This window comes from Burkholderia sp. S-53 (assembly GCF_025560745.1).
Lineage (GTDB): Bacteria > Pseudomonadota > Gammaproteobacteria > Burkholderiales > Burkholderiaceae > Burkholderia > Burkholderia pyrrocinia.
The window spans coordinates 920,331-945,062 of record NZ_CP090483.1; the positions used below are offsets into that span (position 1 = coordinate 920,331).

22 protein-coding genes are annotated in these 24,732 nt (G+C 67.6%); 5 read left to right on the forward strand and 17 right to left on the reverse strand.

Features of this window, described 5'->3' with window-relative positions; all coding sequences use genetic code 11:
• Positions 1–152: 152 nt before the first annotated feature.
• Positions 153–2,510, forward strand: a complete 2,358-nt coding sequence (locus LXM88_RS09280; protein ID WP_262541586.1) for a protease pro-enzyme activation domain-containing protein — start codon at positions 153–155, stop codon at positions 2,508–2,510.
• 69 nt (positions 2,511–2,579) lie between these two features.
• On the opposite strand, the gene LXM88_RS09285 is transcribed toward LXM88_RS09280, so the two are convergent.
• Genes LXM88_RS09285 through LXM88_RS09305 form a run of 5 tightly spaced genes read right to left on the reverse strand, consistent with a single transcriptional unit; the run spans position 2,580 to position 8,016 of the window.
• Entirely contained in the window at positions 2,580–3,686 is a 1,107-nt protein-coding gene (locus tag LXM88_RS09285; RefSeq protein WP_262541587.1) for an MraY family glycosyltransferase, read from the reverse strand.
• Positions 3,687–3,713: 27 nt separating this feature from the next.
• A complete protein-coding gene (galE, locus tag LXM88_RS09290; RefSeq protein WP_262541588.1) occupies positions 3,714–4,736 on the reverse strand; it encodes a UDP-glucose 4-epimerase GalE in 1,023 nt (340 codons plus the stop codon).
• 14 nt (positions 4,737–4,750) lie between these two features.
• Positions 4,751–5,887, reverse strand: a complete 1,137-nt coding sequence (locus tag LXM88_RS09295) for a glycosyltransferase family 4 protein (RefSeq protein ID WP_262541589.1) — start codon at positions 5,885–5,887, stop codon at positions 4,751–4,753.
• Between the two features lie 51 nt (positions 5,888–5,938).
• Positions 5,939–6,763: a glycosyltransferase gene (locus tag LXM88_RS09300; RefSeq protein WP_262541590.1), complete on the reverse strand. Its 825-nt coding sequence runs from the start codon at positions 6,761–6,763 to the stop codon at positions 5,939–5,941.
• The gene (locus tag LXM88_RS09305; RefSeq protein ID WP_262541591.1) at positions 6,760–8,016 is read right to left on the reverse strand and encodes an oligosaccharide flippase family protein; all 1,257 of its coding nucleotides are present in this window, start codon (positions 8,014–8,016) and stop codon (positions 6,760–6,762) included. Before LXM88_RS09305 ends, LXM88_RS09300 begins: the two co-directional genes overlap by 4 nt.
• A gap of 245 nt (positions 8,017–8,261) precedes the next feature.
• On the opposite strand from LXM88_RS09305, the gene LXM88_RS09310 reads away from it, so the two are divergent.
• The 4 genes from LXM88_RS09310 to waaA all read left to right on the forward strand — a co-directional run bounded on the left by LXM88_RS09310 (position 8,262) and on the right by waaA (position 13,129).
• Positions 8,262–9,656 (forward strand): phosphomannomutase/phosphoglucomutase, encoded by a 1,395-nt coding sequence (locus LXM88_RS09310; protein ID WP_262541592.1) that lies wholly within the window; start codon positions 8,262–8,264, stop codon positions 9,654–9,656.
• Positions 9,657–9,830: 174 nt separating this feature from the next.
• Positions 9,831–10,826 (forward strand): lipopolysaccharide heptosyltransferase I, encoded by a 996-nt coding sequence (waaC, locus tag LXM88_RS09315; protein ID WP_262541593.1) that lies wholly within the window; start codon positions 9,831–9,833, stop codon positions 10,824–10,826.
• A 25-nt stretch (positions 10,827–10,851) separates the two neighbouring features.
• On the forward strand, positions 10,852–11,736 hold the full coding sequence (locus LXM88_RS09320) for a Kdo hydroxylase family protein (protein WP_262541594.1): 885 nt from the start codon (positions 10,852–10,854) through the stop codon (positions 11,734–11,736).
• A gap of 37 nt (positions 11,737–11,773) precedes the next feature.
• The gene (waaA, locus tag LXM88_RS09325; protein WP_262541595.1) at positions 11,774–13,129 is read left to right on the forward strand and encodes a lipid IV(A) 3-deoxy-D-manno-octulosonic acid transferase; all 1,356 of its coding nucleotides are present in this window, start codon (positions 11,774–11,776) and stop codon (positions 13,127–13,129) included.
• A 62-nt stretch (positions 13,130–13,191) separates the two neighbouring features.
• Here waaA and ureG read toward each other — a convergent pair whose 3' ends face one another.
• The 12 genes from ureG to urtA all read right to left on the reverse strand — a co-directional run bounded on the left by ureG (position 13,192) and on the right by urtA (position 24,593).
• Entirely contained in the window at positions 13,192–13,839 is a 648-nt protein-coding gene (ureG, locus tag LXM88_RS09330; protein ID WP_047899997.1) for an urease accessory protein UreG, read from the reverse strand.
• A 17-nt stretch (positions 13,840–13,856) separates the two neighbouring features.
• Entirely contained in the window at positions 13,857–14,537 is a 681-nt protein-coding gene (locus tag LXM88_RS09335; protein ID WP_262541596.1) for an urease accessory protein UreF, read from the reverse strand.
• Positions 14,524–15,147: an urease accessory protein UreE gene (gene ureE / locus LXM88_RS09340; RefSeq protein ID WP_262541597.1), complete on the reverse strand. Its 624-nt coding sequence runs from the start codon at positions 15,145–15,147 to the stop codon at positions 14,524–14,526. Before ureE ends, LXM88_RS09335 begins: the two co-directional genes overlap by 14 nt.
• 17 nt (positions 15,148–15,164) lie before the next feature.
• Complete coding sequence (ureC, locus tag LXM88_RS09345; RefSeq protein ID WP_262541598.1) at positions 15,165–16,871, reverse strand: urease subunit alpha; 1,707 nt, start codon at positions 16,869–16,871, stop codon at positions 15,165–15,167.
• Between the two features lie 40 nt (positions 16,872–16,911).
• Positions 16,912–17,217, reverse strand: coding sequence for an urease subunit beta (locus LXM88_RS09350; RefSeq protein WP_034182910.1), 306 nt, complete (start codon positions 17,215–17,217; stop codon positions 16,912–16,914).
• A gap of 8 nt (positions 17,218–17,225) precedes the next feature.
• Positions 17,226–17,528: an urease subunit gamma gene (gene ureA, locus LXM88_RS09355; RefSeq protein ID WP_006406310.1), complete on the reverse strand. Its 303-nt coding sequence runs from the start codon at positions 17,526–17,528 to the stop codon at positions 17,226–17,228.
• 237 nt (positions 17,529–17,765) lie between these two features.
• A complete protein-coding gene (locus LXM88_RS09360; protein WP_262541599.1) occupies positions 17,766–18,641 on the reverse strand; it encodes an urease accessory protein UreD in 876 nt (291 codons plus the stop codon).
• Between the two features lie 142 nt (positions 18,642–18,783).
• Positions 18,784–19,476 (reverse strand): urea ABC transporter ATP-binding subunit UrtE, encoded by a 693-nt coding sequence (urtE, locus tag LXM88_RS09365; RefSeq protein WP_174420077.1) that lies wholly within the window; start codon positions 19,474–19,476, stop codon positions 18,784–18,786.
• Between the two features lie 4 nt (positions 19,477–19,480).
• A complete protein-coding gene (urtD, locus tag LXM88_RS09370) occupies positions 19,481–20,338 on the reverse strand; it encodes an urea ABC transporter ATP-binding protein UrtD (protein WP_047900003.1) in 858 nt (285 codons plus the stop codon).
• On the reverse strand, positions 20,335–21,522 hold the full coding sequence (gene urtC / locus LXM88_RS09375; RefSeq protein ID WP_262541600.1) for an urea ABC transporter permease subunit UrtC: 1,188 nt from the start codon (positions 21,520–21,522) through the stop codon (positions 20,335–20,337). The genes urtD and urtC overlap by 4 nt, the downstream gene beginning before the upstream one ends.
• 1 nt (position 21,523) lies before the next feature.
• Complete coding sequence (gene urtB, locus LXM88_RS09380) at positions 21,524–23,143, reverse strand: urea ABC transporter permease subunit UrtB (protein WP_262541601.1); 1,620 nt, start codon at positions 23,141–23,143, stop codon at positions 21,524–21,526.
• A 142-nt stretch (positions 23,144–23,285) separates the two neighbouring features.
• Positions 23,286–24,593 carry an urea ABC transporter substrate-binding protein gene (urtA, locus tag LXM88_RS09385; protein WP_059235720.1) on the reverse strand — a complete coding sequence of 436 codons (1,308 nt, stop codon included), beginning with the start codon at positions 24,591–24,593 and terminating at the stop codon, positions 23,286–23,288.
• Between the last annotated feature and the right edge of the window lie 139 nt (positions 24,594–24,732).

Consider the following 24,732-nt stretch of genomic DNA (forward strand, 5'->3'; position numbering starts at 1 on the left):
TCGCCGAGCGTGTTTGACTGTTGGCTGATTCCTGCATATGTTTTATCAACGGAATTGAACTTGGCGAGCACGCCAATTAACGATCGGATGCTGAAATAAAAAGAGGAGTTGCAAAAAATTTAAATAAATAATCCAAAAGAGAGACCATTCCGATGAAGACCGGGCACATTGCCAGATCGATGATCGCGGCACTCGCGGTGTTCGTGCTTGCAAGCTGCGGGGGCGGCGACAGCACGACGGCGGTCACGGCACAGGCGTACAAGTTGTCGGCACTGCGGGCCGCGGGCAATGTCGTGGGTTTGGCGCCGTTGAGCGCCACGACGCCCGTCCATGTTGCGCTGGTACTCAAGCTCAACAACGAAGCCGCATTGGATGGATTTCTGCAGCAAGCAAGGACGCGTGGCAGCGCCAGTTTCGGAGCCGTGCTGACCTCGGCGCAGGTCGCCGCGCAGTACGCTCCGACGGCCGGGCAGGTCTCGGCCGTGAAGGCCTACCTGCGAAGTAATGGCTTCACGAACATCAAAGCGGCCGGCAACAACATGATCGTCGAGGCCGATGCCCCGGCCAATGTGGTATCCGGCGTGTTCAGGACGACGCTGGTGCCGGTCGCGATGGCGGACGGCAGCCGGACGCATGTCAACCTCACTGCCGAGACGGTGCCCGATGCGATCAGCGGTGTCGTTCAATCGGTGTTAGGACTGGATACCGCGACTCGCGTGCATACGCACAGCGTCCGGGCTTCGCTCGCGGGCGGTGCGCAAAAAGCAGGCGCGCCGTCGCCAGCAGCAATCACGGTAGGTCATAACCCGACTGCTTTTCCTGGCATCTATTCCGTCGGCAGCGCTCCAACGGCCCGCAACGTCACGGTGGGGATCATTGCCGAAGGAAACCTGACACAGCCGCTCATCGACCTGACTACCTTCGAAAACAACAACCAGCTGCCCGCGGTACCCGTCTCGGTCATCAATGCCGGGATACCAAGCGCCGACACGAGCGCGAACATCGAATGGTCGCTCGATAGCCAGAGCATTGTCGGAATGTCCGGTGGCCTCAAGCAACTCAATTTCTACGTTGCGTCATCCTTCGCGTGGATCGACATGGCTTCCGCCATCAATCTGGCGGTGGCAGACAATACCGCCCGGGTCATCAACATGTCCATCGGCGGATGCGAGACCTGGGCGCCAACCGTATCAGTCGATCTGCTGCTCAAACTCGCCGTCGCGCAAGGACAGACTTTCTCGATCAGCTCGGGGGATTCAGGCAGCGTTGGCTATGGCTGTTCCGGCACCTCGGTGGAATATCCGGCGAGCTCTCCGTATGTCGTAGCCGTGGGCGGCACAAGCGTGTACACGAACGCGAATGGAAGCTACGCCGGCGAGACGGCCTGGGGCAACAGTGGTGGCGGCATCAGCGTCGTGGAGCCCATTCCCGCGTGGCAGTCGAACGTATCCCAACTCAATGGGCGAGCCTATCGGGGCGTCCCGGATCTTGCGTTCGATGCCGATCCCGACAGCGGTGCGCTGGTCATTGTCGGCGGACAATCGCTGACCGTGGGAGGAACAAGCCTGGCCGCGCCGCTGTTTGCGGCAACCTGGGCGCGCATGCTCTCGGGCCCTTGCGTGACGAACCTGGGATTCGCCGCGCCCACCTTATACAGCTTTCAAGCAACTACCCCGGCCATCTTCCGCGATGTCACCTACGGGACGAACGGCGCATACAGCGCCGGCCCGGGATGGGACTTCGTGACAGGTTGGGGCTCGCCGAATATCAGCGTGTTGCATTCGGCAATATGCGCGCAGACGTCGCCCATCTACGGCGGTATCGTCAATGAAGGTACGACGCTGAACCCGGGGCAAACCCTGTACTCGCCGTCCGGGAACCATCAACTCCTCATGCAATACGACGGCAACCTCGTGCTTTACAACGTGGCCAATGGCGGCGCGGTGTGGAATTCCGGAACCTTCGGAAACTCCGGAGCCTATGCGGCCTTCCAGCCTGACGGCAACTTTGTGGTCTACAGCGCGAGCGGCAAGGCACTCTGGTTCTCGTCGACCAACAGCACGCCTTACAGCCAATTTCTTGCGATGCAAGACGACGGCAACCTGGTGATCTACGCGTACGTACCGGCATTTTCCACCGCGACCGCGACGACGGGATACGTCAACTCCTCGAGCGGCCCTGCCGTCTGGAAGGGCGGCGTCACCATCAGCAACGGCCAGAGCTTTACTTCAGGCAACGGCGCAAACGTGCTGGTCATGCAGGGCGACGGCAATCTGGTGCTGCTTCGCCAGGGCGTTCCGCAGTGGAATTCCGGTACGTTCGGTCATTCGGGTGCCTATGCGACGATGCAAGCGGATGGCAATCTGGTCGTCTACAGTTCGACGCACACACCGCTCTGGTATTCCAACACCAGTGGAAATCCGGGCGCAGTCACCTACGTTCAGGACGACGGTAACGTCGTGATCTATACGCTAATGCCGCACTGGAGCAGCAATTCTACTGGAAGTTAGTGTTTCGTTCGTTGCGTGGGCGGGGCTTGAGGCACCGTAAGCCGCCGGCGTCGGTTGGCGGAGGGCCGCTCAATGCCCGCGTCGCGTCTTCCTCACCACCATCCACCTGGGCGCCCTGAACCGCACGATGCTCAGATAAAGCCACACATACGTCAACGCGAACAGCACGACGAACACGAACAGGTGCACCGTGTGCCGCCAGAACAGCGTCGCGGGAATCACCGCGACGAGGCACAGCAGCCACAGGTACGGCGACGTCAGCGAATTGCGGCGCGTCAGGTCGTGCGCGTGCTTCGTGCCGACCGCCCAGCGCATCAGCCGCTTGTACACGAGCATGTGCAGGTGCACGCCGTCCGGAATGCCGGGCGACATCCCGCGGATGAATTTCTTCCGGTAGATCGAGAAGCAGGTCTCGAAGATCGGGTACATGAACAGCAGCACCGGGTACCACGCGGATACCTCGCGGTTGCGCATCACGAGCAGGATCGCGAGCTCCGCGAGCATGAAGCCGATGAAATACGCGCCGCCGTCGCCGAGGAAGATCAGCCCGGCCGGGAAGTTCCACAGGAAGAAGCCGAGTACGGCGCCCATCATGATGATCGACGCGGACATGACGACCGGGTCGCCGACCTGGAACGCCACGTACGCGAGCGACGCGAACATCATGAAGCTGACCATCGACGCAAGCCCGTTGAAGCCGTCGATGATGTTGATCGCATTCGCGAGCGCCGCGACCGCGAGCACCGTGACGAACGCCGAAATGGCGACGTAGCCGAGCAGGAAATCGAGCGGCGGCACGCTGATGCGCTTGACCGCGATGCCCATCACCCCGAACGCGAGCGCGGCCGCGCCCATCGTGCACAGCAGCCGCGCGCGCGGCGACACGCGCTTGGTCAGGTCCTCGACGAGGCCGGACAGGAACGCCGGCAGCCCGCAGGCGGCGATGCCCAGAATGCTGCCGGCGATCGTCGGATAGCGCCCGAGCAGGATCAGCGCCGATGCGACGACGCCCGCGAGGATCCCGATGCCTCCGACCCGCGGCACGGGCCGCACGTGGAATTTCTGCACGCCGGCCAGGTCGCTGTCGATCGAGAATTTCTCGTGAAGGTGCGCGTAGCGCACGATGAACAGCGTGACGAGCAGGGAGACGATGAAGCCGGACGCGAAGCTGAGCATGGGATCGCTCGAAAAATGGACAGCGGATTATACAAAACCGCGGGGGTTCCCCTCCTGCCATCGCCAGTGGTCGGCACACATTTCGTCGATGCCGAGCGTCGCGCGCCAGCCGATGATGTCGGCCGCGGCCTGCGGGTTCGCGTAGCACTCGGCGATGTCGCCCGGGCGGCGCGCGACGAGCTCGTACGGCACCGGGCGGCCCGACGCCTTCTCGAACGCGCGCACGACTTCCAGCACGCTGTAGCCCTGGCCCGTGCCGAGGTTCACGACGAAGCTCGCGTCGCGCTTCGCCAGCGCGTCGAGCGCGGCGATGTGCCCCTTCGCGAGATCGACGACGTGGATGTAGTCGCGCACGCCCGTGCCGTCCGGCGTCGGGTAGTCGGAGCCGAACACGCGCAGCTTTTCCAGCTTGCCGACGGCGACCTGCGCGACATACGGCATCAGGTTGTTCGGGATGCCGGCCGGATCCTCGCCGATCAGCCCGCTCGCATGCGCGCCGACCGGGTTGAAGTAGCGCAGCGTCGCGATGCGCCACGTCGGATCCGACACCTCGAGATCGCGCAGGATCTGCTCGGCGATCAGCTTCGACTGGCCGTACGGGTTCGTCGCGGACAGCGGGAACGACTCGTCGATCGGCGAGCGCTCGGGCACGCCGTACACGGTCGCGGACGAGCTGAACACGAACTGCCTGACGTTGCGCTCGCGCATGACCTTGAGCACGGCGAGCAGGCCGCCGATGTTGTTCTGGTAATACTCGAGCGGCTTCGCGACCGATTCGCCGACGGCCTTGAGCGCCGCGAAATGGATCGTGCCGGTGATCGGGTGCGCGTCGAACACCTTCGCGAGCGCGGCTTCGTCGCACACGTCGACCTGGTGGAACGCGGGCGTCCTGCCCGTGATCTGCTCGATGCGCCGCACGGACTCGGCCTTGCTGTTGACGAGGTTGTCGACGATCACGACATCGTAGCCGTTGTCGAGCAGCTCGACGGCCGTGTGCGAGCCGATATAGCCCGCACCGCCGGTAACGAGGATGGTGCCTTTAGCGGTCATGCTGATGCGCTCCTTCAGAGAGTGATGCCTGTCAACGAATGAATGGTCTGCCGGTAACGTTCGACGACCTGCTGCTCGTCGAATTCCGCCGTGACCTTCTGCCGGCCGCGCGCACCCATCGCGTCGCGTCCGGCCGTTCCGAGTTCGATCATGCGGAGCAGTTGCTCCGCGAGGCTCGCGCCGTCGCGCACGCGGCACAGAAAGCCCGTTTCGCCGTCGGCGACGACGTCGCGGCAGCCCGGCACGTCGGTCGCGACGATCGGGCGGCCCATCGCCGATGCTTCCATCAGCGTGCGCGGCACGCCTTCGCGGTACGACGGCAGCACGACGCAATCGGCGGCCGCGATGTGCGGGCGCACGTCGTGCGCTTCGCCAAGATACTCGACGATGCCTTCGCCGATCCACGCGTCTACATCCGCGCGGCCGATCGCGCTCGGATTGTCGACGCCGAGCGGCCCGAGCAGCTGGAAGCGCGCGTTCGGGTAGCGGGCCCGCACGATGCGCGCGGCCTCGACGTATTCGCGCACGCCCTTGTCCCACAGCAGCCGGCCGATCAGGATGAAGACGGGCGCGTCGCCGCCGGGCAGCGGCGCGGGCGCGAACTGTTCGAGATCGACGCCTTCGCCGTGCAGCAGCCGTGCGCGGTCGGGATGCGCGAGCAACTGTTCGTCGGTGAAGGTTGCGAGATCGTCGCGGTTCAGGAACCAGACTTCACGCGGGAAGCGGAACGCGAACCGGTACAGGCGCTTCGCGACGCTCGCCGCGCGGCTTTTCTGGATGAAGACGTAACCGAGCCCCGTCGTGACCGCGATCGACGGCACGCGCGCGAGCCACGCGGCGACCGAGCCGTAGATGTTCGGCTTGATCGTGTAGTGGAACACGAGATCGGGCTGCAGTGCGCGGTAGTGACGCACCAGCGCCGCGAGCGTGCCGAGATCCTCGCGCGGGCTCGTGCCTTTCGACGCGACCGCGAGCGCCACGTAGCGGCAGCCCATCTGCTCGAGCAGCGGCACCGTGCGGTCGTGCGGTGCGATCACGATGACCTCGGCGCCGCGCGCGACGAGCGCACGGATCAGACCCTGGCGGTACGTGTAGATCGCCCAGGCCGTGTTGCAGACGAGCGCGATGCGCAGCGGGGAGGTGGCGGACATGAAAAAAGAAAAAAATAAAGCGTCGAAAATGCCGAAGGGGCCGGATCCGCGTCAAGCGGACGGCCGCGCGGCGAACAGCGTCTGCTTGATCCGCTGCAGCGTGCGATACGGCGTCACGAAATGCAGCAGGTTCTTGGCGAGGCCGGCCCAGTCGTACGGGTTCAGCGCGTTGAAGTGGCGCAGCAGCAGCGACAGCGTCGATACCAGCTGGCGCCGGCGCTTGGTCGCGCTGATCCCGCCCTCGTTGAGTTCGTAATAGAGCCCGAGTTCCGGCAGGTTCGCGCAATCGTAGCGTTGCATTAACCGTAAAAAAAGATCGAGATCCTCGGCCGCGCGGTATTTCGCGCGATAGTTGCCGACTTCCAGCACGGCGTCGATGCGCAGCATCACCGACGGATGCACGAGCGGCGAGCGCAGGAAGCGCGTGCGGCGCAGCGTGCGCGGATCGGCGGGCGGCGTCAGCATGAAGCGCGGCTCGCCGGCGCGCGACACGACCTGGGTCCACATGCCGACGCAGGCCACGCGCGGATGGGCGCCGAGATACGCACGTTCTTTCGCGAGGCGCTGCGGCGCGGCGAGATCGCCCGCGTCGATGCGCGCCGCATAACGAAAGCCGCGCGCCGCGAGCGCGTCGATGCCGGCCGCGAGCGCGCGCTCGATGCCGCCGTTCTGCGGCATGCGCAGCACCTCGATCGCGAGGCCGGGCAGGTCGGGCGCGACGATCGGCGGCGTGCTGCCGTCGTCGACGATCAGCACGTGCACGGGCGCGTCTTCGCGAAACGAGGCCAGGGTCCGGTCGACGTCTTCATGCCCGTTGTAGGCCGGCATCAGCACGGCCACGTCGTCGAGCGGGGGCGGGCAAGCGGGGGACGTCATGTTCGCAGCTTGAAACGGATGTAATAAAAGTTGACGGCGGCGGCGGCCAGGTAGCCGGCCGCCAGCCCGACGAGCGCGCCGTACAGGCCGAGCCGGGGGATCGCGAACAGGTTGACGAGCGCGGCGATCGCCAGCGCGAGCAGCCATTTCGACAGCAACACGAATTTTGCTTGATATTTGAGAACGATAAGATTGCCTATCGCCTCGATGCCGGCCGGCACGGACAGCCAGACGGCCCAGCGGAAGATGTCGACCGATGCCTCGTAGCCGCGGCCGAACACCTTGCCGACGATCAGCGGGGCGGCCGCGTCGAGCACGAGCGCGCCGGCCGTCATCAGGCAGGCCGTCATCGCGATCAGCCGGACGATGTTGCGGCGCAGCCGCGCTACGTCCTGCACGCGGTAGACGAAGGCGGGCGCAATCGTCTGCGCGAGCATCAGCGCGAGCGTGATCCAGTTCTCGTTGAGCTGCTGCGCGGCCGAGTAGCGGCCGAGATCGGCGAACGACACGTGACGCTCGAGCATCAGGCGGTCGAGTTTCAGGAACAGGTACATGCAGATGAGGCCGAGCCAGAACACGGTGCCGGCGGTCGCAAAGTGCCTGAACAGCGGTTTATCGAACGCCCAGCCGAGCGCGCCGCCGTTACGATGCCGGTAGTACAGCAGCAGCGCGAAGCCGATCGCGGCGGCCTCGAGTGCCCACAGCCACCCGAAGTGCGCGGGGCCGGCGGCCGCGCGGACCAGCAGCCACACGAGCAGCGCCTTCGCCAGCGCGGTGACCATGCTGGCGACGAGCTGCGGCTTGCTGTAGGTCATGCTTTGCAGCCACGCGTTGATCACGCCGACGAACGGCTCGCGGAAGATCATCGTGACCGCCAGGCCCGCGAGCATCGCTCCGACCAGCGGATCGAAGGCGCCCGCGGCGATCGCGATCCAGGTCGCGACGAGCGCGGCGGCCGATACGGCGATGCGCAGCACGAACGCGCTGCCGAGCACCGCGCCGAGCTGGGCGGGCGGGCGCTGGACGATGGTCGGAACGAGGATTTCCGCGCCGCACACCCAGGTGAGCGGCGCCAGTACCAGGAGGAGCGTATTCGCATACTGCCATTTGCCGAACACATCCGGCCCGAAATAACGGGCCAGAAGACCGCTGATCGCGATCGCGACGCCGATCTGCGTCAGCCGTTCGAGCCCCAGCCAGACGAGGTTCGCGACGGCCTTCGCGACATCCGGGTTGCCGAAGCGCTTCAGCATGCGCGGCGGGCGCACGCGCGCAGGGCGGCCGGCAGGGTGCCCGGAGGCTGCAGGTTGGCGGCGGCGGGTCGGCTAGGCATTAAAATGGGCGACATGCGCGTCATCAAAACCCGCGATTATAAGTGGGATCGGGGCCGCTCCAGCCGTTCCGTTCCTTGTTTCGCCGGGCCTGCATGTATCATGCGCGGCACCGGCGAGACGCGGCCAGACAATTTTTCATGCACGCAACCGAGAGAAGAGAATCGATGATCTCCCAATCCATCTTCAAGGCATATGACATTCGTGGCGTAGTCGGCAAGACGCTCGACGTCGACACGGCGCGCGGGATCGGCCGGGCATTCGGCAGCGAAGTGCGCGCCCAGGGCGGCGACGCGGTCGTCGTCGCGCGCGACGGCCGCCTGTCCGGCCCGGAACTCGTCGGCGCACTGGCCGACGGCTTGCGTGCGGCGGGCGTCGACGTCGTCGACGTCGGCATGGTGCCGACGCCGGTCGGCTATTTCGCGGCGAACGTGCCGCTTGCGCTGAAGGGCGGCGAGCGCCGCGTCGATTCGTGCATCGTCGTCACGGGCAGCCACAACCCGCCCGACTACAACGGCTTCAAGATGGTGCTGCGCGGCGCCGCGATCTACGGCGAGCAGATCCAGGCACTGTACCGCCGCATCGTCGACGAGCGCTTCGAGACGGGCAGCGGCACCTATGAGCAGGTCGACGTCGCCGATCAGTACATCGCGCGCATCGTCGGCGACGTGAAGCTCGCGCGGCCGATCAAGCTCGTCGTCGACGCCGGCAACGGCGTCGCGGGCCCGCTCGCGACGCGCCTGTTCAAGGCGCTCGGCTGCGAACTCGTCGAGCGCTTCACCGACATCGACGGCACGTTCCCGAACCATCACCCCGATCCCGCGCACCCGGAAAACCTGCAGGACGTGATCCAGGCGCTGAAGGACACCGATGCCGAGCTCGGCTTCGCGTTCGACGGCGACGGCGACCGCCTCGGCGTCGTCACGAAGGACGGCCACATCATCTATCCGGACCGCCAGCTGATGCTGTTCGCGGAAGAAGTGCTGTCGCGCAACCCGGGCGCGCAGATCATCTACGACGTGAAGTGCACGCGTAACCTCGCGCAGTGGGTGAAGTCGAAGGGCGGCGAGCCGCTGATGTGGAAGACGGGCCACTCGCTCGTGAAGGCGAAGCTGCGCGAGACGGGTGCGCCGCTCGCCGGTGAAATGAGCGGCCACGTGTTCTTCAAGGATCGCTGGTACGGCTTCGACGACGGCCTGTACACGGGCGCGCGCCTGCTCGAGATCCTCACGAAGTCGGCCGACCCGAGCGCGCTGCTCAACGGGCTGCCGGACGCGATGAGCACGCCCGAACTGCAGCTGTGGCTCGACGAGGGCGAGAACTTCCGCCTGATCGACAAGCTGCAGAAAGAGGCGAAGTTCGACGGCGCCGAGGAAGTCGTGACGATCGACGGCCTGCGCGTCGAGTACCCGGACGGCTTCGGTCTCGCGCGTTCGTCGAACACGACGCCGGTCGTCGTGATGCGTTTCGAGTCGGAGACGCAGGAAGGGCTCAAGCGCATCCAGGAGGACTTCCGCCGCGTGCTGACGGCCGCGAAGCCGGACGTCAAGCTGCCGTTCTGAGTGTCGGCGGCCTGCGGGCCGCCAACGGCGCGACGGCCGATTTAGCGGTCGCGCCCTCCCCGAAAAGCGGCGCACGCCACAGGCGTGCGCCGCTTTTTGTCTGTCTGTCTCCCCGGGCGCGATAAAATCGCTCCTTTATGTCTGTCGCCGGCTGCCAGCCGGCGTTTTTTCAGCGTGCAAAAGATCCTGATCGTGCGCGTGTCGTCGCTGGGCGACGTCGTGCACAACATGCCGGTGATCGCCGATATCCGGCGCCGCCACCCCGATGCGCAGATCGACTGGCTCGTCGAGGAAAGCTTCGTCGACCTCGTGCGGCTCGTCGACGGCGTGCGCAACGTGCTGCCGTTCTCGCTGCGCCGCTGGCGCAAGAAGCCGTTCTCGGGCGCCACGTGGCGTGAGATCCGCGCATTCCGCCAGCGCCTCGCGGCGGAGCAGTACGACCTCGTGATCGACTGCCAGGGCCTCATCAAGACGGCCTGGGTCGCAAGCTGGGCGCGCGGCCCGCTCGTCGGGCTCGGCAACCGCACCGACGGCGCCGGCTACGAATGGCCCGTGCGCTTCTTCTACCGCAAGCGCGTGCCGATCGCGCCGCGCACGCACGTCGTCGAGCGCTCGCGGCAACTCGTCGCGGCCGCGCTGGGCGACCCGGTGCCGACGCCGGCCGACCCGGTCGAGTTCGGCGTCGACACGCGCGCGGCGGCGCTCGCGGTGGCCGCGCTCGGCCTGAACCTGCCGGTGCCGTACGTGGTGTTCGTCCATGCGACGTCGCGTGCCGACAAGCAGTGGCCGGACGCTGCGTGGGTCGAGCTCGGGCAGGCGCTCGTGCGGCGCGGCGCGTCGCTCGTGCTGCCGTGGGGCAACGACGCGGAACGCGCGACGAGCGAGCGGCTCGCGAAGGAGTTTGGCGCGGCGGCGATCGTGCCGCCGAAGCTGTCGCTGCCGGCCGTGGTCGGGCTGATCGACGGCGCGGCCGCAACCGTCGGGGTTGATACAGGTCTGGTTCACATCGCGGCCGCGCTGAAGCGTCCGACGGTCGAACTGTACAATTTCGCGACGGCCTGGCGGACCGGCGGCTACTGGTCGCCGAACGTCGTCAATCTCGGCACGGCGGGGCAACCTCCGTCGATCGCGCAGGTGAAGTCGGCGCTCGCGGGCTTCGGTCTCCTGTAACGCCTGTCAATTACGCGAACCGATCATGAGCGAATCCCAGATCATCGAAGTCCCGTCCGCCGACTGGAGCGGACACAACCTGTCGGCGCCGCGCGAGCAACTGCTGGCCGCGGTCGAGGAAGGCAAGGTGCTGTATTTCCCGCACCTGCGCTTCGCGATCGAAGGCGGCGAGGAAGCGCTGCTCGATCCGGCGCTCGCCGATCCGAAACGCAAGAACATCAGCCTCGCGCCGAACGGCGGCGCGCTCGCCGGCGTGCTCGGCGACAGCGTCACGCAGTCGGCCGTGCGCGCGCTCGTCGCGCGCTTCCAGCAGCAGGCCGGCACGCTCGTCGACGGCCTGTTTCCCGAATACCGCGGCAAGCTGCGCGTCGCGCCGACGAGCCTGCGGCTGATGCGGGTCGAGACGCGCCAGACGTCGTGGCGCAAGGACGACAGCCGGCTGCACGTCGACGCGTTCCCGTCGCGGCCGAACTACGGCGAGCGCATCCTGCGCGTGTTCACGAACGTGAACCCGGCCGGCGCACCGCGGGTGTGGCGGGTCGGCGAGCCGTTCGAGGACGTCGCGAAGCGCTTCCTGCCGCGCATCAAGCCGCAGTTCCCCGGGTCCGCGTGGCTGCTGAACCTGCTGCACGTGACGAAGACGCCGCGCAGCGCGTACGACCACCTGATGCTGAACCTGCACGACAGCATGAAGGCCGATCTCGACTACCAGAAGACGAGCCCGCAGCAGACGATGCCGTTCCCGCCGGGCAGCGTGTGGATATGTTTCTCGGACCAGACTTCGCACGCTGTGATGTCCGGCCAGTTCATGCTCGAGCAGACGTTCTTCCTGCCGGTCGACGCGATGGTCCGCCGCGAATGCGCGCCGCTCGGCATTCTCGAACGCCTGAAGGGCAGGGCGCTGGTTTGAGCGCACACCTGCTTCGACGCAAGACGGGGGCCGCAGCATGCTGAGGGCGATCTATCGCGCGCTGTGGTGGCTCGTCGCGCCTGTCGCGGTCATCCGGCTCTACGTGCGCTCGCGCAAGGAGCGCGGCTATCGCGAGCATATCGGCGAACGCTTCGGTCACGCGGCCGGCCGCTCGCGCGACGACCGTGCGCCGCTGATCTGGGTGCATGCGGTATCGGTCGGCGAAACGCGCGCCGCGCAGCCGCTGATCGATGCGCTGATGCGCGCACGCCCCGATGCGCGCATCCTGCTCACGCACATGACGCCGAGCGGCCGCGCGACCGGCGAACAGATCTTCGGCGATCGCGTGCTGCGCTGCTACCTGCCGTACGACATGCCGGGCGCGGTGCGGCGTTTCCTGCACGCATGGCGGCCGACGCTCGGTCTCGTGATGGAAACCGAGGTGTGGCCGACGCTGATCGACGAGTGCCGCCGCGCGGACGTGCCGCTCGTGCTGACCAATGCGCGGATGTCCGCGCGTTCGTTCCGGCGCGCGGCGAAGTTCGGCACGGCGACGCGCGACGTGTTCGGCGGCTTCTCGCGCGTGCTCGCGCAGAGCCCGGCCGATGCGGAGCGGCTGACGTCGCTCGGCGCACGCAACGTGGCCGTGCTCGGCAACCTGAAGTTCGACATGGCGACGCCGCCGGAACTCGCGGCGCGCGGCCATGCGTGGCGCGACGCGATCGGCGCGCGGCCCGTGTGGGTCGCCGCCAGCACGCGTGAGAACGAGGAGGCGCTGGTGCTGCAGGCGTTCGCGGCGATGAACACGCCCGGCGCGCTGCTGGTGCTCGTGCCGCGTCATCCGCAGCGTTTTGCGGAGGTCGAGGCGCTCGTCGGGCGCAGCGGACTCAAGTGCATGCGACGCTCCACATGGGCCGCCGACACGGCCGCGCTCGCGGCCGGCCACCCGGCCGCCGAAGCGCTGCCGGGCGACGTGACGGTGCTGCTCGGCGATTCGATGGGCGAACTTGGCGCGTATTACGCTGCCGCCGACGTCGCGTTCATCGGCGGCAGCCTGCTGCCGCTCGGCGGACAGAACCTGATCGAAGCGTGCGCGGTCGGCGTGCCGGTGCTGATCGGCCCGCACGTGTTCAACTTCACGCAGGCGACCGCCGACGCGGTCGCGGCCGGCGCGGCGATGCAGGTCGAGGATCCGCTCGATCTCGCGCACGTGCTCGACGCGCTGTTCGCCGACAAGGCGCGGCGCATCGCGATGGGCGCGGCCGGCGCGGCGTTCGCGGCGCGTCACCGCGGCGCGACCGCGCGCACGGTCGACGTGCTCGCGGCACTGCTGCCGCCCGCCGAACGCGGCGAGCGCACGCAGCAGGACGCGCAGGACCCTTCCGACAAATAGACGAAGGCGGCGCCATGCCGCCCGGGCACGCGTGGCGGCGCCGTGTGCCGCCGCCGCGCCGCTCAGACCGTCAGCAAGCCCTTCTTCTCGATGAACGCGATCACGTCCGCGACGCCTTCGAGCGCCTTCAGGTTCGTCATCACGTAAGGCCGCTCGCCGCGCATCTTCTTCGTGTCGGACGCCATCACGTCGAGGTTCGCGCCGACCAGCGGCGCGAGATCGGTCTTGTTGATCACGAGCAGGTCGGACTTCGTGATGCCGGGGCCGCCCTTGCGCGGAATCTTCTCGCCGCCCGCGACGTCGATCACGTAGATCGTCAGGTCCGACAGTTCGGGGCTGAACGTCGCGGCAAGATTGTCGCCGCCCGATTCGATGAACACGATGTCGGCGTCGGGAAAGCGCGACAGCATCCGGTCGACGGCCTCGAGGTTGATCGACGCATCCTCGCGGATCGCCGTGTGCGGGCAGCCGCCCGTCTCGACGCCCATGATGCGCTCCTCTGGCAGCGCACCCGCAACCGTCAGCAACCGCTGGTCTTCCTTCGTATAGATGTCGTTGGTGATCGCGACGAGGTCGTACTTGTCGCGCATCGCCTTGCACAGCATTTCGAGCAGCGTGGTCTTGCCGGAGCCGACTGGGCCGCCGATGCCGACGCGCAGCGGCGGCAGTTTCTTCGTGCGGCGGGTGGAGGAGGGAGCAGGTGCGTTCATGGCGGGTAGCGTCGTGTTCAGGAGCGGAACAACCGCGAGTACTGGGTTTCGTGCCGCGCGGACAGGATGCCGAGCTGCGGCGCGAATGTGTTGACGGCGTCGGGGGGCGTCGCGAGTGCGCGGCGCACGGCCGCGTCGATCGCGCCGCGCAGCGCGACGATGATGCGTTGCCCGGCGAGCTGGCCGAGCGGCACGGCCTTCAGCGCGGCGGACGTCTGGTTCTCGACCCAGCCGAATGCGTACGCGGCGAGCGTCGCGTCGGCGCTTGCGTCGTGCGCGGCGGCTGCGTATGCGAAGGCGGTCGGCAGCGCGACCGGCGACATCGACGCGAGCGTCGCGCGGCGCGCGGCATCACCCCATTCGAGCGACGCGCAGAGCTGCGCGAGCGACCAGCCCATCTGTTCGGTCTCGCGGCGCAGTTCCGCCGATTCGCGGCTTGCGACGAACCACGCGTTCTCCGTGGCGAGCGCGTGCGCGTCGTGCGCGTGCCAGCGTGCGAGCTGGTGCGCGAGGAACGGCAGCTCGCCGTGCGCGAGCACGTCGGTCAGGCCGCTCGCGATCCAGTCGCGCGCGGAATCGGCGTCGTGGATCAGGTTCGCGTCGAGCGCGGCTTCGAGGCCCTGCGAATAGCTGTATGCGCCGATCGGCAGCGCCGGCGACGCGAGGTGCAGCAGCGCGACGAGTTCAGTGGTGGTCATGGCCGTGGCCGTGCGTGCATCCGGGACCATGCTGATGATCGTGATCGTGATCGTGATCGTGATCGTGATCGTGATCGTGCGAATGCGAATGCCCGTGGTGTTCGCCGAACACCTGCTGCGCGAGCGCGTAGTCCTCGGCGAACGTCGCGTTGTGCCCGTGCTTGTGGCCGCCGCCGTACGCACCGGCTTCCGGCTGGAACGGCGCGCTCGACGATTCGACCTGCGTGCCGAGCCGGCGCAGCATGTCTGCGAGCACCGGATCGGCTTCGAGCTTCAGGTAGCCGTCGCCGATTTCGACCGGGGTATGACGGTTGCCGAGGTGGTACGCGGCGCGCATCAGCGTGAGCGGATCGTCCGCGCGCACGAGCAGCACGGCTTCGGGCGCCGCGGCGACGCGCACGAGCGCACCGTCGTCGGCGACGAGCACGTCGCCGTCGCGCAGCACCGTGCCGCGCGGCAGCAGGACCGCGACGTCCTCGCCGGTGTCGAGCGTCGCCGCGAGGCGGCTCTTGCAGCGGGCGTCATACGCGAGCGTGAGCGTCGGTGCGCGCGCGACGAGCGACGCGGCGAGTTTCACGTTCGGGGCAATGCGTTTGTCGAGGGTGCGCATGAGACAGGAACCGGACATCAGAACAGGAAATAGCGCTGCGCCATCGGCAGCACGGTCGCCGGCTCGCAGGTGAGCAACTGGCCGTCGGCGATCACGTCGTAGGTTTCGGGGTCGACGCTGATCGACGGCCGCCATGCGTTGTGGATCATGTCGGCCTTCGTCACGTTGCGGCAGTTGCGCACCGGCACGATCCGCTTCGCGAGGCCGTAGCGTTCCGCGATGCCCGCATCGGCCGCCATCTGCGACACGAAGGTCAGCGACGTGCGCGCGAGCGCGCCGCCGCGCGTCGCGAACATCTCGCGATAGTGGACGGGCTGCGGCGTCGGGATCGACGCGTTCGGGTCGCCCATCTGCGCGACCGCGATCATCCCGCCCTTCAGGATCATCGACGGCTTGATCCCGAAGAACGCTGGCTCCCACAGCACGAGGTCGGCCCACTTGCCGGGCTCGATCGAACCGACTTCGTGCGCAATGCCGTGCGTGAGCGCCGGGTTGATCGTGTACTTCGCGACGTAGCGCTTCGCGCGGAAGTTGTCGTTGCGCGCGCCGTCCCCGGGCAGCGCGCCGCGCTGCACCTTCATCTTGTGCGCGGTCTGCCACGTGCGGATGATCACTTCGCCGACGCGGCCCATCGCCTGCGAATCCGACGACAGCATCGACAGCGCGCCGAGATCGTGCAGGATGTCCTCGGCCGCGATCGTCTCGCGGCGGATCCGCGATTCGGCGAACGCGAGATCCTCGGCGATCGACGGATCGAGGTGATGGCACACCATCAGCATGTCGAGATGCTCGTCGAGCGTGTTGATCGTGTACGGGCGCGTCGGGTTGGTCGACGACGGCAGCACGTTCGCCTCGCCGCACACCTTCAGGATGTCGGGTGCGTGGCCGCCGCCCGCGCCTTCGGTGTGGTACGTGTGGATCGTGCGGCCCTTGAACGCGGCGACCGTCGATTCGACGAAGCCGGCTTCGTTCAGCGTGTCGGTGTGGATCGCGACCTGCGTGTCGGTGTCGTCCGCAACCGACAGGCAGTTGTCGATCGCGGCGGGGGTCGTGCCCCAGTCCTCGTGCAGCTTCAGCCCGATCGCGCCGGCCGCGATCTGCTCGACGAGCGGCTCGGGCAGGCTCGCGTTGCCCTTGCCGAGGAAGCCGAGGTTGATCGGCCAGCCGTCGGCGGCCTGCAGCATCCGCTCCATGTGCCACGGGCCCGGCGTGCAGGTCGTCGCGTTGGTGCCGGTGGCCGGCCCCGTGCCGCCGCCGAGCATCGTCGTGACGCCCGATGCGAGCGCCTCGTCGATCTGCTGCGGGCTGATGAAGTGGATGTGCGTGTCGATGCCGCCCGCGGTCACGATCAGCCCTTCGCCGGCGATCACTTCGGTCGCGGCGCCGATCGCGATCGTCACGCCCGGCTGGATGTCCGGATTGCCGGCCTTGCCGATCGCGGCGATGCGGCCGTGCTTGATCGCGATGTCGGCTTTCACGATGCCCCAGTGATCGAGGATCACCGCGTTCGTGATGACCGTGTCGGGCACGTCGGCGGACACGCGCTGCGACTGGCCCATCCCGTCGCGGATCACTTTCCCGCCGCCGAATTTCACTTCCTCGCCGTAGGTCGTGAAGTCGCGTTCGATCTCGATCAGCAGTTCGGTATCGGCGAGCCGGACGCGGTCGCCCGTCGTCGGCCCGAACATTTCCGCGTACGCGCGGCGGCTCAAGCGTAGTGTCATCTCGTGCTGTTCCTGAAGACCTGAAGAATGGGGCGTGCGCTCAAAGCGGCCCCATCACCTTGCCCTGAAAACCGTAGACGGCGCGATCGCCCGCGAGCGCGACGAGCTCGACGGTGCGCGTCTGGCCCGGCTCGAAGCGCACGGCGGTGCCGGCCGCGATGTTGAGCCGGAAGCCGCGCGCGGCCGCGCGGTCGAACGACAGTGCGTCGTTGACTTCGAAGAAGTGGTAGTGCGAGCCGACCTGCACCGGGCGGTCGCCGGTGTTCGCGACGACGAGCGTCAGCGTTTCGCGGCCCGCGTTCAGTTCGTGCTCGCCGTCGTCGGTGAGGATTTCGCCGGGGATCATGCGTGGCCTCACGGAATCGGGTGATGGACGGTCACGAGCTTCGTGCCGTCGGGGAAGGTCGCCTCGACCTGGATGTCGGGAATCATTTCCGGCACGCCGTCCATCACGTCGTCGCGCGTGAGCAGCGTCGTGCCGTAGTGCATCACCTCGGCGACGGTCTTGCCGTCGCGCGCGGCTTCCATCAGCGCGGCGGTGATGAAGGCGACCGCTTCCGGATAGTTGAGCTTCAGGCCGCGCGCGCGACGGCGTTCGGCCAGCAGCGCCGCCGTGAAGATCAGCAGCTTGTCCTTTTCTCGGGGAGTCAGTTTCATGAAGGCAAACGTTCAGGAAAACGTAATTTTTATCGGTGCGCGCCCAACCGGGCGGACGTGCAGGTCATCGTAGCACCGCGCCGTTTTTGCGCGCGCCGTGTATCGGTTATGTAAGCAGCAAGGCGCGTGCCATGTGCATGGAACGCGGTGCGATGCGCGTTCGTGGTGCGCGGTGCATGGGTAACGTGCAGCGCCGGACGTGCTGCTGCGCCGAAACGGTGCGTGGCGCGAGCGCGCTCAGGTTTGCCAGAGGCGCAGTGGTCGTGCGTCGACGCCGTGCACGATCGGCCGCAACTGCAGCCAGCAATCGGTGAAGTGGCGCTGCAGCGCTTCCATCGACGTCGACAGCGCGCGCACGAGCACGACGCCGGGCGTCACGCAGGTTGCACCCGCGCGCAGCGTGTGGTCGAACGGCATCCGCGCGGCGAGCGCTTCGGCGAGCGCGGCGTCGCACGCGGCGCCGGCAGCCCACAGCGTGCCGTACGCGGGGAAGCCTGCGAGGCCCTGCAGCGCGCCGCGCAGCGGATCGCGCGCGTCGAGCAGCGCGCGCTCGGTCCACAGCGGCCGGCCGTCGGCATCGACGAGCGCGGAGGTCGACGCGATGCGGCCTGCCGACCAGGTTTCGCCGGCCGCCTGCCGGCCGAGCTGTGTCGCGTCCCAGCCGATCGCGCTCGCGCCTGCGCCGAGCGTCACCGTGAAGTCGAGCGACGCATGCGCCGCGTCGAAGAACAGGGCGTTCTGCGGCAGCCAGTCGAGCTTCGCGTTTTCGCCGACCGTGATGCCGATGCGCTGCGTCGCGTCGAGCCCGTTCGACTTGTACCACTTGGTCGCGCCGGGCGTCGTCAGCACCGCGTGCGTGCCGTCACCGAGCGCGATGTCGATGTCGAGCCGGTCGCCGCCCGCGACGCCGCCCGGCGGGTGGACGATCACCGCATGGCAGATCGCGTCGCCTTCCGGGTACAGCGGCCGCTGCACGCGCAGCGGGCCGTCGTGCAGCCGGTGCGCGAGCGTCGTGCGCGCACCGTGCCGCTCGAAGCCGAGTTCGAGGCGGCCGCGCCACGACTTGGCGACAGCGGGGCGGGACAGCGAGGCGTGGGAATCGGAGGCGGACATCGGCGGCGAGCGGGAAACGACGGAAACGGGCGCGAGGAACGTGGATGCTACCGGAACAATAATGCAGATGCCGCGTTCGTTGAAAGCGCCGCGTGCGGCCGCACCGCGAACCGGCCGCCCGTGCCTGCCGCGTTGCCGCGGGTCACACCGCGATCAGTTCGCGCACGCCGTTCGTTTCCATGTCGCGCGCGTCGCCGCCCGCGACGATCTCGCCGCGGCTCATCACCCAGTAGCGGTCCGCGATCGAGCGCGCGAAATCGTAATACTGTTCGACGAGCAGCACCGTCATGTTCGATTCGTCGACGAGCTGGCGCAGCGTGCGGCCGATGTCCTGGATGATCGACGGCTGGATCCCTTCGGTCGGCTCGTCGAGGATCAGCAGCTGCGGCTCGCTCATCAGCGCGCGGCCGATCGCGAGCTGCTGCTGCTGGCCGCCCGACAGGTCGCCGCCGCGCCGCGCGCGCATGTCCTTCAGCACCGGGAACAGGTCGTAGATGCGGTCCGGCACTTTCGACGGCGCCTTGCGGCTCGCCGCGCCGACGAGCAGGTTCTCCTCGACGGTCAGCCGCGGAAAGATGTCGCGGCCCTGCGGCACGTATGCGAGCCCGGCCGCGACGCGTGCATACGGCGGCAGCGCGCCGAGCGCCGTGCCGCGCCACGACACGCTGCCGCTCTTCGCGGCGACGACACCCATCAGGCAGCGCAGCAACGTGCTCTTGCCGACGCCGTTGCGGCCGAGCAGCACGGTGAGCTTGCCGTCGTCGGCGGCGAGGTTCACGTTGCGCAGGATATGGCTGCCGCCGTAGTACTGGTTCAGTGCTTCGATCTTCAGCATCGTTTCAACGTCCGAGGTAAGACTCGATCACCGCGTCGTCGCGCTTGACCTGGTCGAGCGTGCCTTGCGCGAGCACCGCGCCTTCGGCCATCACCGTCACGCGGCCGGTGTCGCCCGCGAGCGCCGCGACGAATTCCATGTCGTGCTCGACGACCATCATCGAGCAGGTGCCGCGCAGCGTGTTCAGCAGCTCGGCGAGTTCCATCGTCTCGTGGTCGGTCATCCCGGCCGCGGGCTCGTCGAGCAGCAGCAGCGCGGGGCGCTGCATCAGCAGCATGCCGATCTCGAGCCGCTGCTTCTGCCCGTGCGACAGCTCGCCGGCCGCGCGGTACGCGTGGCTTTCGAGGCCGATCAGCGCGAGCGTCTCTTCGATCTTCGCCTGCGCGGTGCGGTCGAGCCGCGCGCGCAGCGACGCGAGCCAGCCCTTGTCGGTCTGCATCGCGAGTTCGAGGTTTTCCCACACCGGATGCTGCTCGAACACGGTCGGCTTCTGGAACTTGCGGCCGATGCCCGTGCGCGCGATCTCGGGCTCGCTCATCCGCGCGAGGTCGAGCGTCTGGCCGAGAAACACCTTGCCCGCATCGGGGCGCGTCTTGCCGGTGATCACGTCCATCATCGTCGTCTTGCCGGCGCCGTTCGGGCCGATCACGCAGCGCAGCTCGCCCGCGTCGATCGCGAGCGACAGTTTCTTCAGCGCGCGGAAGCCGTCGAAGCTCACTTCGATGTCCTCGAGGTAGAGGATCGTGCCGTGCGACGTATCGATGCCGGGCGGCACGACGCGCCCCATCGATGCGGTGCCGCTGACGGCCAGCAGTTCGTCTTCCGGCGGCGGCGTGAATTGGTAGAGGGCCGTTCCGTTCATGCACGTTTCCCCTTCGCGAGCACGGTTTCGACGAGGCCCATGATCCCGCGCGGCAGCAGCAGCGGCACGAGCACGAAGATCAGGCCGAGGAAGAACAGCCAGTATTCGGCGAAGTACGCGGTAAACAGGCTCTTCGCGCCGTTCACCGCGAACGCGCCGACGATCGGCCCGATCAGCGTGCCGCGCCCGCCCACCGCGACCCAGATCGCCATCTCGATCGAGTTGCCGGGCGACATCTCGCCGGGATTGATGATGCCGACCTGCGGCACGTACAGCGCGCCTGCGATGCCGCACAGCACGGCCGACACGGTCCACACGAACAGCTTGTACGCGAGCGGGCTGTAGCCGAGGAACATCAGCCGCGTCTCGCCGTCGCGCACCGCGGTGACGACGCGCCCGAGCTTGCTCGTGACGATCGCGCGCGCGGCGATGAACGAGAGCACCAGCGTCGCGAACGTCAGCAGCAACAGCACCGTGCGCGTGCCGGGCGACGTGATCGCGAAACCGGCGATGCGCTTGAAGTCGGTGAAGCCGTTGTTGCCGCCGAAGCCGGTCTCGTTGCGAAAGAACAGCAGCATCGCGGCGAACGTCAGCGCCTGCGTGATGATCGACAGGTACACGCCTTTCACGCGCGAGCGGAACGTGAAGAAGCCGAACACCCATGCGAGCACCGCCGGCACGAGCACGACGAGCGCGAGCGCCCACGCGAGATGCTGCGTGCCGCTCCAGTACCACGGCAGCTGATGCCAGTCGAGGAACACCATGAAGTCGGGCAGGTCGCTGCCGTACTTGCCGTCGCGGCCGATCTCGCGCATCAGGTACATGCCGATCGCGTAGCCGCCGAGCGCAAAGAAGAGGCCATGGCCGAGGCTCAGGATCCCGCAGTAGCCCCAGACGAGATCGAGTGCGAGCGCGGCGATCGCGTAGCACATCAGCTTGCCGGCGAGCGTCATCGCGTAGGCGGACAGATGGAATGCGCTCGCTTCGGGCGCGACGAGCGCGGCGAGCGGCACGCCGATGCCGATCGCGAGGCACAGCGCGACGAGCGCGAGCCACGCGCGGCGCGACAGCAGCGCAGGGCGGGGCGGCAGGCCGAGCGCGAAACCGTCTGCTGCGCGTGCGGCGGCAGCGGGCTTCGGTGCGTCGGCGACCGGGTTCGACATCGAATCGGTAATGAAAGTCACGTCAAGCCTCCGCGCTGCGGCCCTTCGGGGCGAACATGCCCTGAGGACGTTTCTGGATGAACAGCACGATCATCACGAGCACCGCGATCTTCGCGAGCACGGCGCCCCAGAACGGCTCGATCGCCTTGCTCGCGAGGCCGAGCCCGAAGCCGCCGAGCACGGTGCCGGCGATCTGCCCGACGCCGCCGAGCACGACCGCCATGAACGAATCGATGATGTAGTTCTGGCCGAGATCGGGGCCCACGTTGCCGATCTGCGACAGTGCGCAGCCGCCGAGGCCGGCGATGCCCGCGCCGAACGCGAACGCATACGCGTCGACGCGCGCGGTCTTCACGCCGACGCATGCGGCCATCCGGCGGTTCTGCGTGACCGCGCGCACGAACAGGCCGAGCCGCGTCTTCGTCAGCACGGCCCACGCGACGAACACCACTGCAAGCGCGAACGCGAGGATCGCGAGCCGGTTGTACGGCAGGATCAGGTTCTGCATCACTGTCACGCCGCCGCTCATCCATGACGGGTTCACGACCTGCACGTTCTGCGCGCCGAACAGCATGCGGGTCGCCTGGATCAGGATCAGGCTCACACCGAACGTCGCGAGCAGTGTCTCGAGCGGGCGGCCGTACAGATGGCGCAGCACGAGCCGTTCGAGCACGATGCCGACGAGCGCGGCCGTCGCGAACGACACGGGCACGGCAACGAGCGGATACCAGTCGAATGCGCCGGGCGCGTAACGCTGGATCAGCGTCTGCACGACATAGGTCGCGTACGCACCGATCATCAGGAATTCGCCGTGCGCCATGTTGATCACGCCGATCAGCCCGTATGTGATTGCGAGGCCGAGCGCGGCAAGCAGCAGCACGCTGCCGAGCGACAGGCCGGCGAACAGCGTGCCGACGATCTCGCCGCGGCGCTGCAGCGAGTGCAATGCGTCGAGCCCTTGCTGCGCGGCATCGCGCACGCGCGCGTCAGGCTCGGCATAGCTGCCGTCCGCGTTCTTCGCGACGAGCGGCCGCAGTTGTTCGATCATGTCGAGGTCGCGGCGCGCGGCCACCACCTGCACGGCGTCGAGGCGTTTCGCCGGATCGGCATCGTGCAGCGCGGCGATCGCCCACAGTGCATCGAGGCGACGCTTCAGCGCGGGATCGGTTTCCTTCGCGCGGGCGCGGTCGATCATCGGCTTGAGCGCCGGGTCGGGCGACTTCAGCAGCGCATCGATCGCGTCGCGTCGCGCGGCGACATCGGGCGATGCGAGCGCGAGCCCCGACAGTGTGCCGGCGATCTTCGTGCGCAGCAGGTTGTTCAGCATCACGGGCTGCGCGTCGCCGGCCGTCGTCGCGGCCTGCGTGAGCGCGTCGTGCGCGGTGTCGCCGGTCTGGATCAGCAGGCGGCCGTCGCCGGTCGCGAGCGCGTCGCCGGCCGACAGCGCGTTGAGCACGGCGACGGCGCGCGGATCGGCATCGGCGGCGAGCCGGTCGATCGCGGCCGTCTTCGCATCGAAGTCGTCGCCGGCAAGCGCGGCGGTATCGGCGGCCGTCAGCGCGAACGCGGCGCGCGGCAGCGCGCCCGCGAGGGCGGCGCACGCGACGATCGCGACGGCGGCTCGGCGAAAGCGAATAGGCATCGGGAAATCCTGTCGGGCTGAAGGAAGCGGATTCATGCGGCGACGCGCCGGCGCGTGCGGTGCGTCACCGCACACGCTGCCGGCGCATCGGCACCTGCATGCGAGCGGCACGTCACGCCGAGGCGCGACGCGCCGCACCGCGTCAGGCCAGCGCCGCGCGCTGCCGGCGCAGGAACGCGGGGATCGACGTGACGATGTCCGGCTTGCCCTGGTTGCCCGCGATGAACGGGCTCCACGGCTGCGCGCGCACCGCGGTCTTGGTCTTCCACACGACGTTGAATTGCCCGTCGCCGCGGATCTCGCCGATCATCACCGGCTTGTGCAGGTGATGGTTGCCGTCCATCGCGAGCGTGAAGCCCGACGGCGCGGCGACGGTCTGGCCGATCATCGCGACGCGCACCTTGTCGACGTCGGTGCTCTTCGCCTTCTCGACGGCCTGCTTCCACATGTGGATGCCCACGTAGGTCGCTTCCATCGGGTCGTTGGTCACGCGCTTCGCGCCGCCCGGCAGGTTGTTCGCCTTCACCCATGCGGCGAACTGATCCTTGAACTTCGTGTTGGTCGGGTTCTTCACCGACATGAAGTAGTTCCACGCGGCGAGATGGCCGACGAGCGGCTTCGTGTCGATCCCGCGCAGTTCTTCCTCGCCGACCGAGAACGCGACGACCGGCACGTCGGTCGCCTTGATCCCCTGGTTGCCGAGCTCCTTGTAGAACGGCACGTTCGAGTCGCCGTTGATCGTCGAGATCACGGTCGTCTTGCCGCCCTGCGAGAAGGTCTTGATGTTCGCGACGATGGTCTGGTAATCGCTATGGCCGAACGGCGTGTAGACCTCCTGAATGTCGGCATCCTTCACGCCCTTCGATTTCAGGAACGCGCGCAGGATCTTGTTGGTCGTGCGCGGATAGACATAGTCGGTGCCGAGCAGGAAGAAGCGCTTCGCGCCGCCGCCTTCCGCGCTCATCAGGTACTCGACGGCCGGAATCGCCTGCTGGTTCGGCGCCGCGCCCGTGTAGAACACGTTGCGCGACATTTCTTCGCCTTCGTACTGCACCGGGTAGTAGAGCAGCCCGTTCAGTTCCTCGAACACCGGCAGCACGGACTTGCGCGACACCGACGTCCAGCAGCCGAACACGCATGCGACCTTGTCCTGCGTGAGCAACTGGCGCGCCTTCTCCGCGAACAGCGGCCAGTTCGACGCGGGATCGACCACCACGGGCTCGAGCTTGCGGCCCATCACGCCGCCGCTCTTGTTGATGTCGGCGATCGTCATCAGCGCGGTGTCCTTCAGCGACGTCTCCGAGATCGCCATCGTGCCCGACAGCGAGTGCAGGATGCCGACCTTGATCGGGCCGGTGCCCGCATCGGCCGCTTGCGCGAACGGGCTCTTGCCCGCCAGCGCGAGCGCGCCGGCCATCGAACCGAACTTCAACAGACTGCGACGTTTCATCTGTTTCCCCTTGACGTGTTGGATGTGCGTGCGCCGTGGCGGCGCCTGCCATCGGGTAACGCAAGGCATGTGCCAGTCGCGCGGATGCACGCCAGGCGTGCCTGCGCGGCGCGGTGCCGGGCGTTGCGGTGGTGCGGAT

Bases quoted from the DNA above. Each gene is read 5' to 3' on its own strand.
- urtD (WP_047900003.1), bottom strand. From the start codon at position 20,338: ATGAACGGAACGGCCCTCTACCAATTCACGCCGCCGCCGGAAGACGAA.
- urtE (WP_174420077.1), bottom strand. From the start codon at position 19,476: ATGCTGAAGATCGAAGCACTGAACCAGTACTACGGCGGCAGCCATATC.
- LXM88_RS09300 (WP_262541590.1), bottom strand. From the start codon at position 6,763: ATGACGTCCCCCGCTTGCCCGCCCCCGCTCGACGACGTGGCCGTGCTG.
- LXM88_RS09285 (WP_262541587.1), bottom strand. From the start codon at position 3,686: ATGCTCAGCTTCGCGTCCGGCTTCATCGTCTCCCTGCTCGTCACGCTG.
- LXM88_RS09305 (WP_262541591.1), bottom strand. From the start codon at position 8,016: ATGCTGAAGCGCTTCGGCAACCCGGATGTCGCGAAGGCCGTCGCGAAC.
- LXM88_RS09360 (WP_262541599.1), bottom strand. From the start codon at position 18,641: ATGTCCGCCTCCGATTCCCACGCCTCGCTGTCCCGCCCCGCTGTCGCC.
- LXM88_RS09310 (WP_262541592.1), top strand. From the start codon at position 8,262: ATGATCTCCCAATCCATCTTCAAGGCATATGACATTCGTGGCGTAGTC.
- waaA (WP_262541595.1), top strand. From the start codon at position 11,774: ATGCTGAGGGCGATCTATCGCGCGCTGTGGTGGCTCGTCGCGCCTGTC.
- ureC (WP_262541598.1), bottom strand. From the start codon at position 16,871: ATGACACTACGCTTGAGCCGCCGCGCGTACGCGGAAATGTTCGGGCCG.
- urtB (WP_262541601.1), bottom strand. From the start codon at position 23,143: ATGCCTATTCGCTTTCGCCGAGCCGCCGTCGCGATCGTCGCGTGCGCC.
- ureA (WP_006406310.1), bottom strand. From the start codon at position 17,528: ATGAAACTGACTCCCCGAGAAAAGGACAAGCTGCTGATCTTCACGGCG.
- LXM88_RS09295 (WP_262541589.1), bottom strand. From the start codon at position 5,887: ATGTCCGCCACCTCCCCGCTGCGCATCGCGCTCGTCTGCAACACGGCC.
- galE (WP_262541588.1), bottom strand. From the start codon at position 4,736: ATGACCGCTAAAGGCACCATCCTCGTTACCGGCGGTGCGGGCTATATC.
- urtA (WP_059235720.1), bottom strand. From the start codon at position 24,593: ATGAAACGTCGCAGTCTGTTGAAGTTCGGTTCGATGGCCGGCGCGCTC.
- LXM88_RS09350 (WP_034182910.1), bottom strand. From the start codon at position 17,217: ATGATCCCCGGCGAAATCCTCACCGACGACGGCGAGCACGAACTGAAC.
- ureG (WP_047899997.1), bottom strand. From the start codon at position 13,839: ATGAACGCACCTGCTCCCTCCTCCACCCGCCGCACGAAGAAACTGCCG.
- LXM88_RS09280 (WP_262541586.1), top strand. From the start codon at position 153: ATGAAGACCGGGCACATTGCCAGATCGATGATCGCGGCACTCGCGGTG.
- LXM88_RS09335 (WP_262541596.1), bottom strand. From the start codon at position 14,537: ATGACCACCACTGAACTCGTCGCGCTGCTGCACCTCGCGTCGCCGGCG.
- LXM88_RS09320 (WP_262541594.1), top strand. From the start codon at position 10,852: ATGAGCGAATCCCAGATCATCGAAGTCCCGTCCGCCGACTGGAGCGGA.
- ureE (WP_262541597.1), bottom strand. From the start codon at position 15,147: ATGCGCACCCTCGACAAACGCATTGCCCCGAACGTGAAACTCGCCGCG.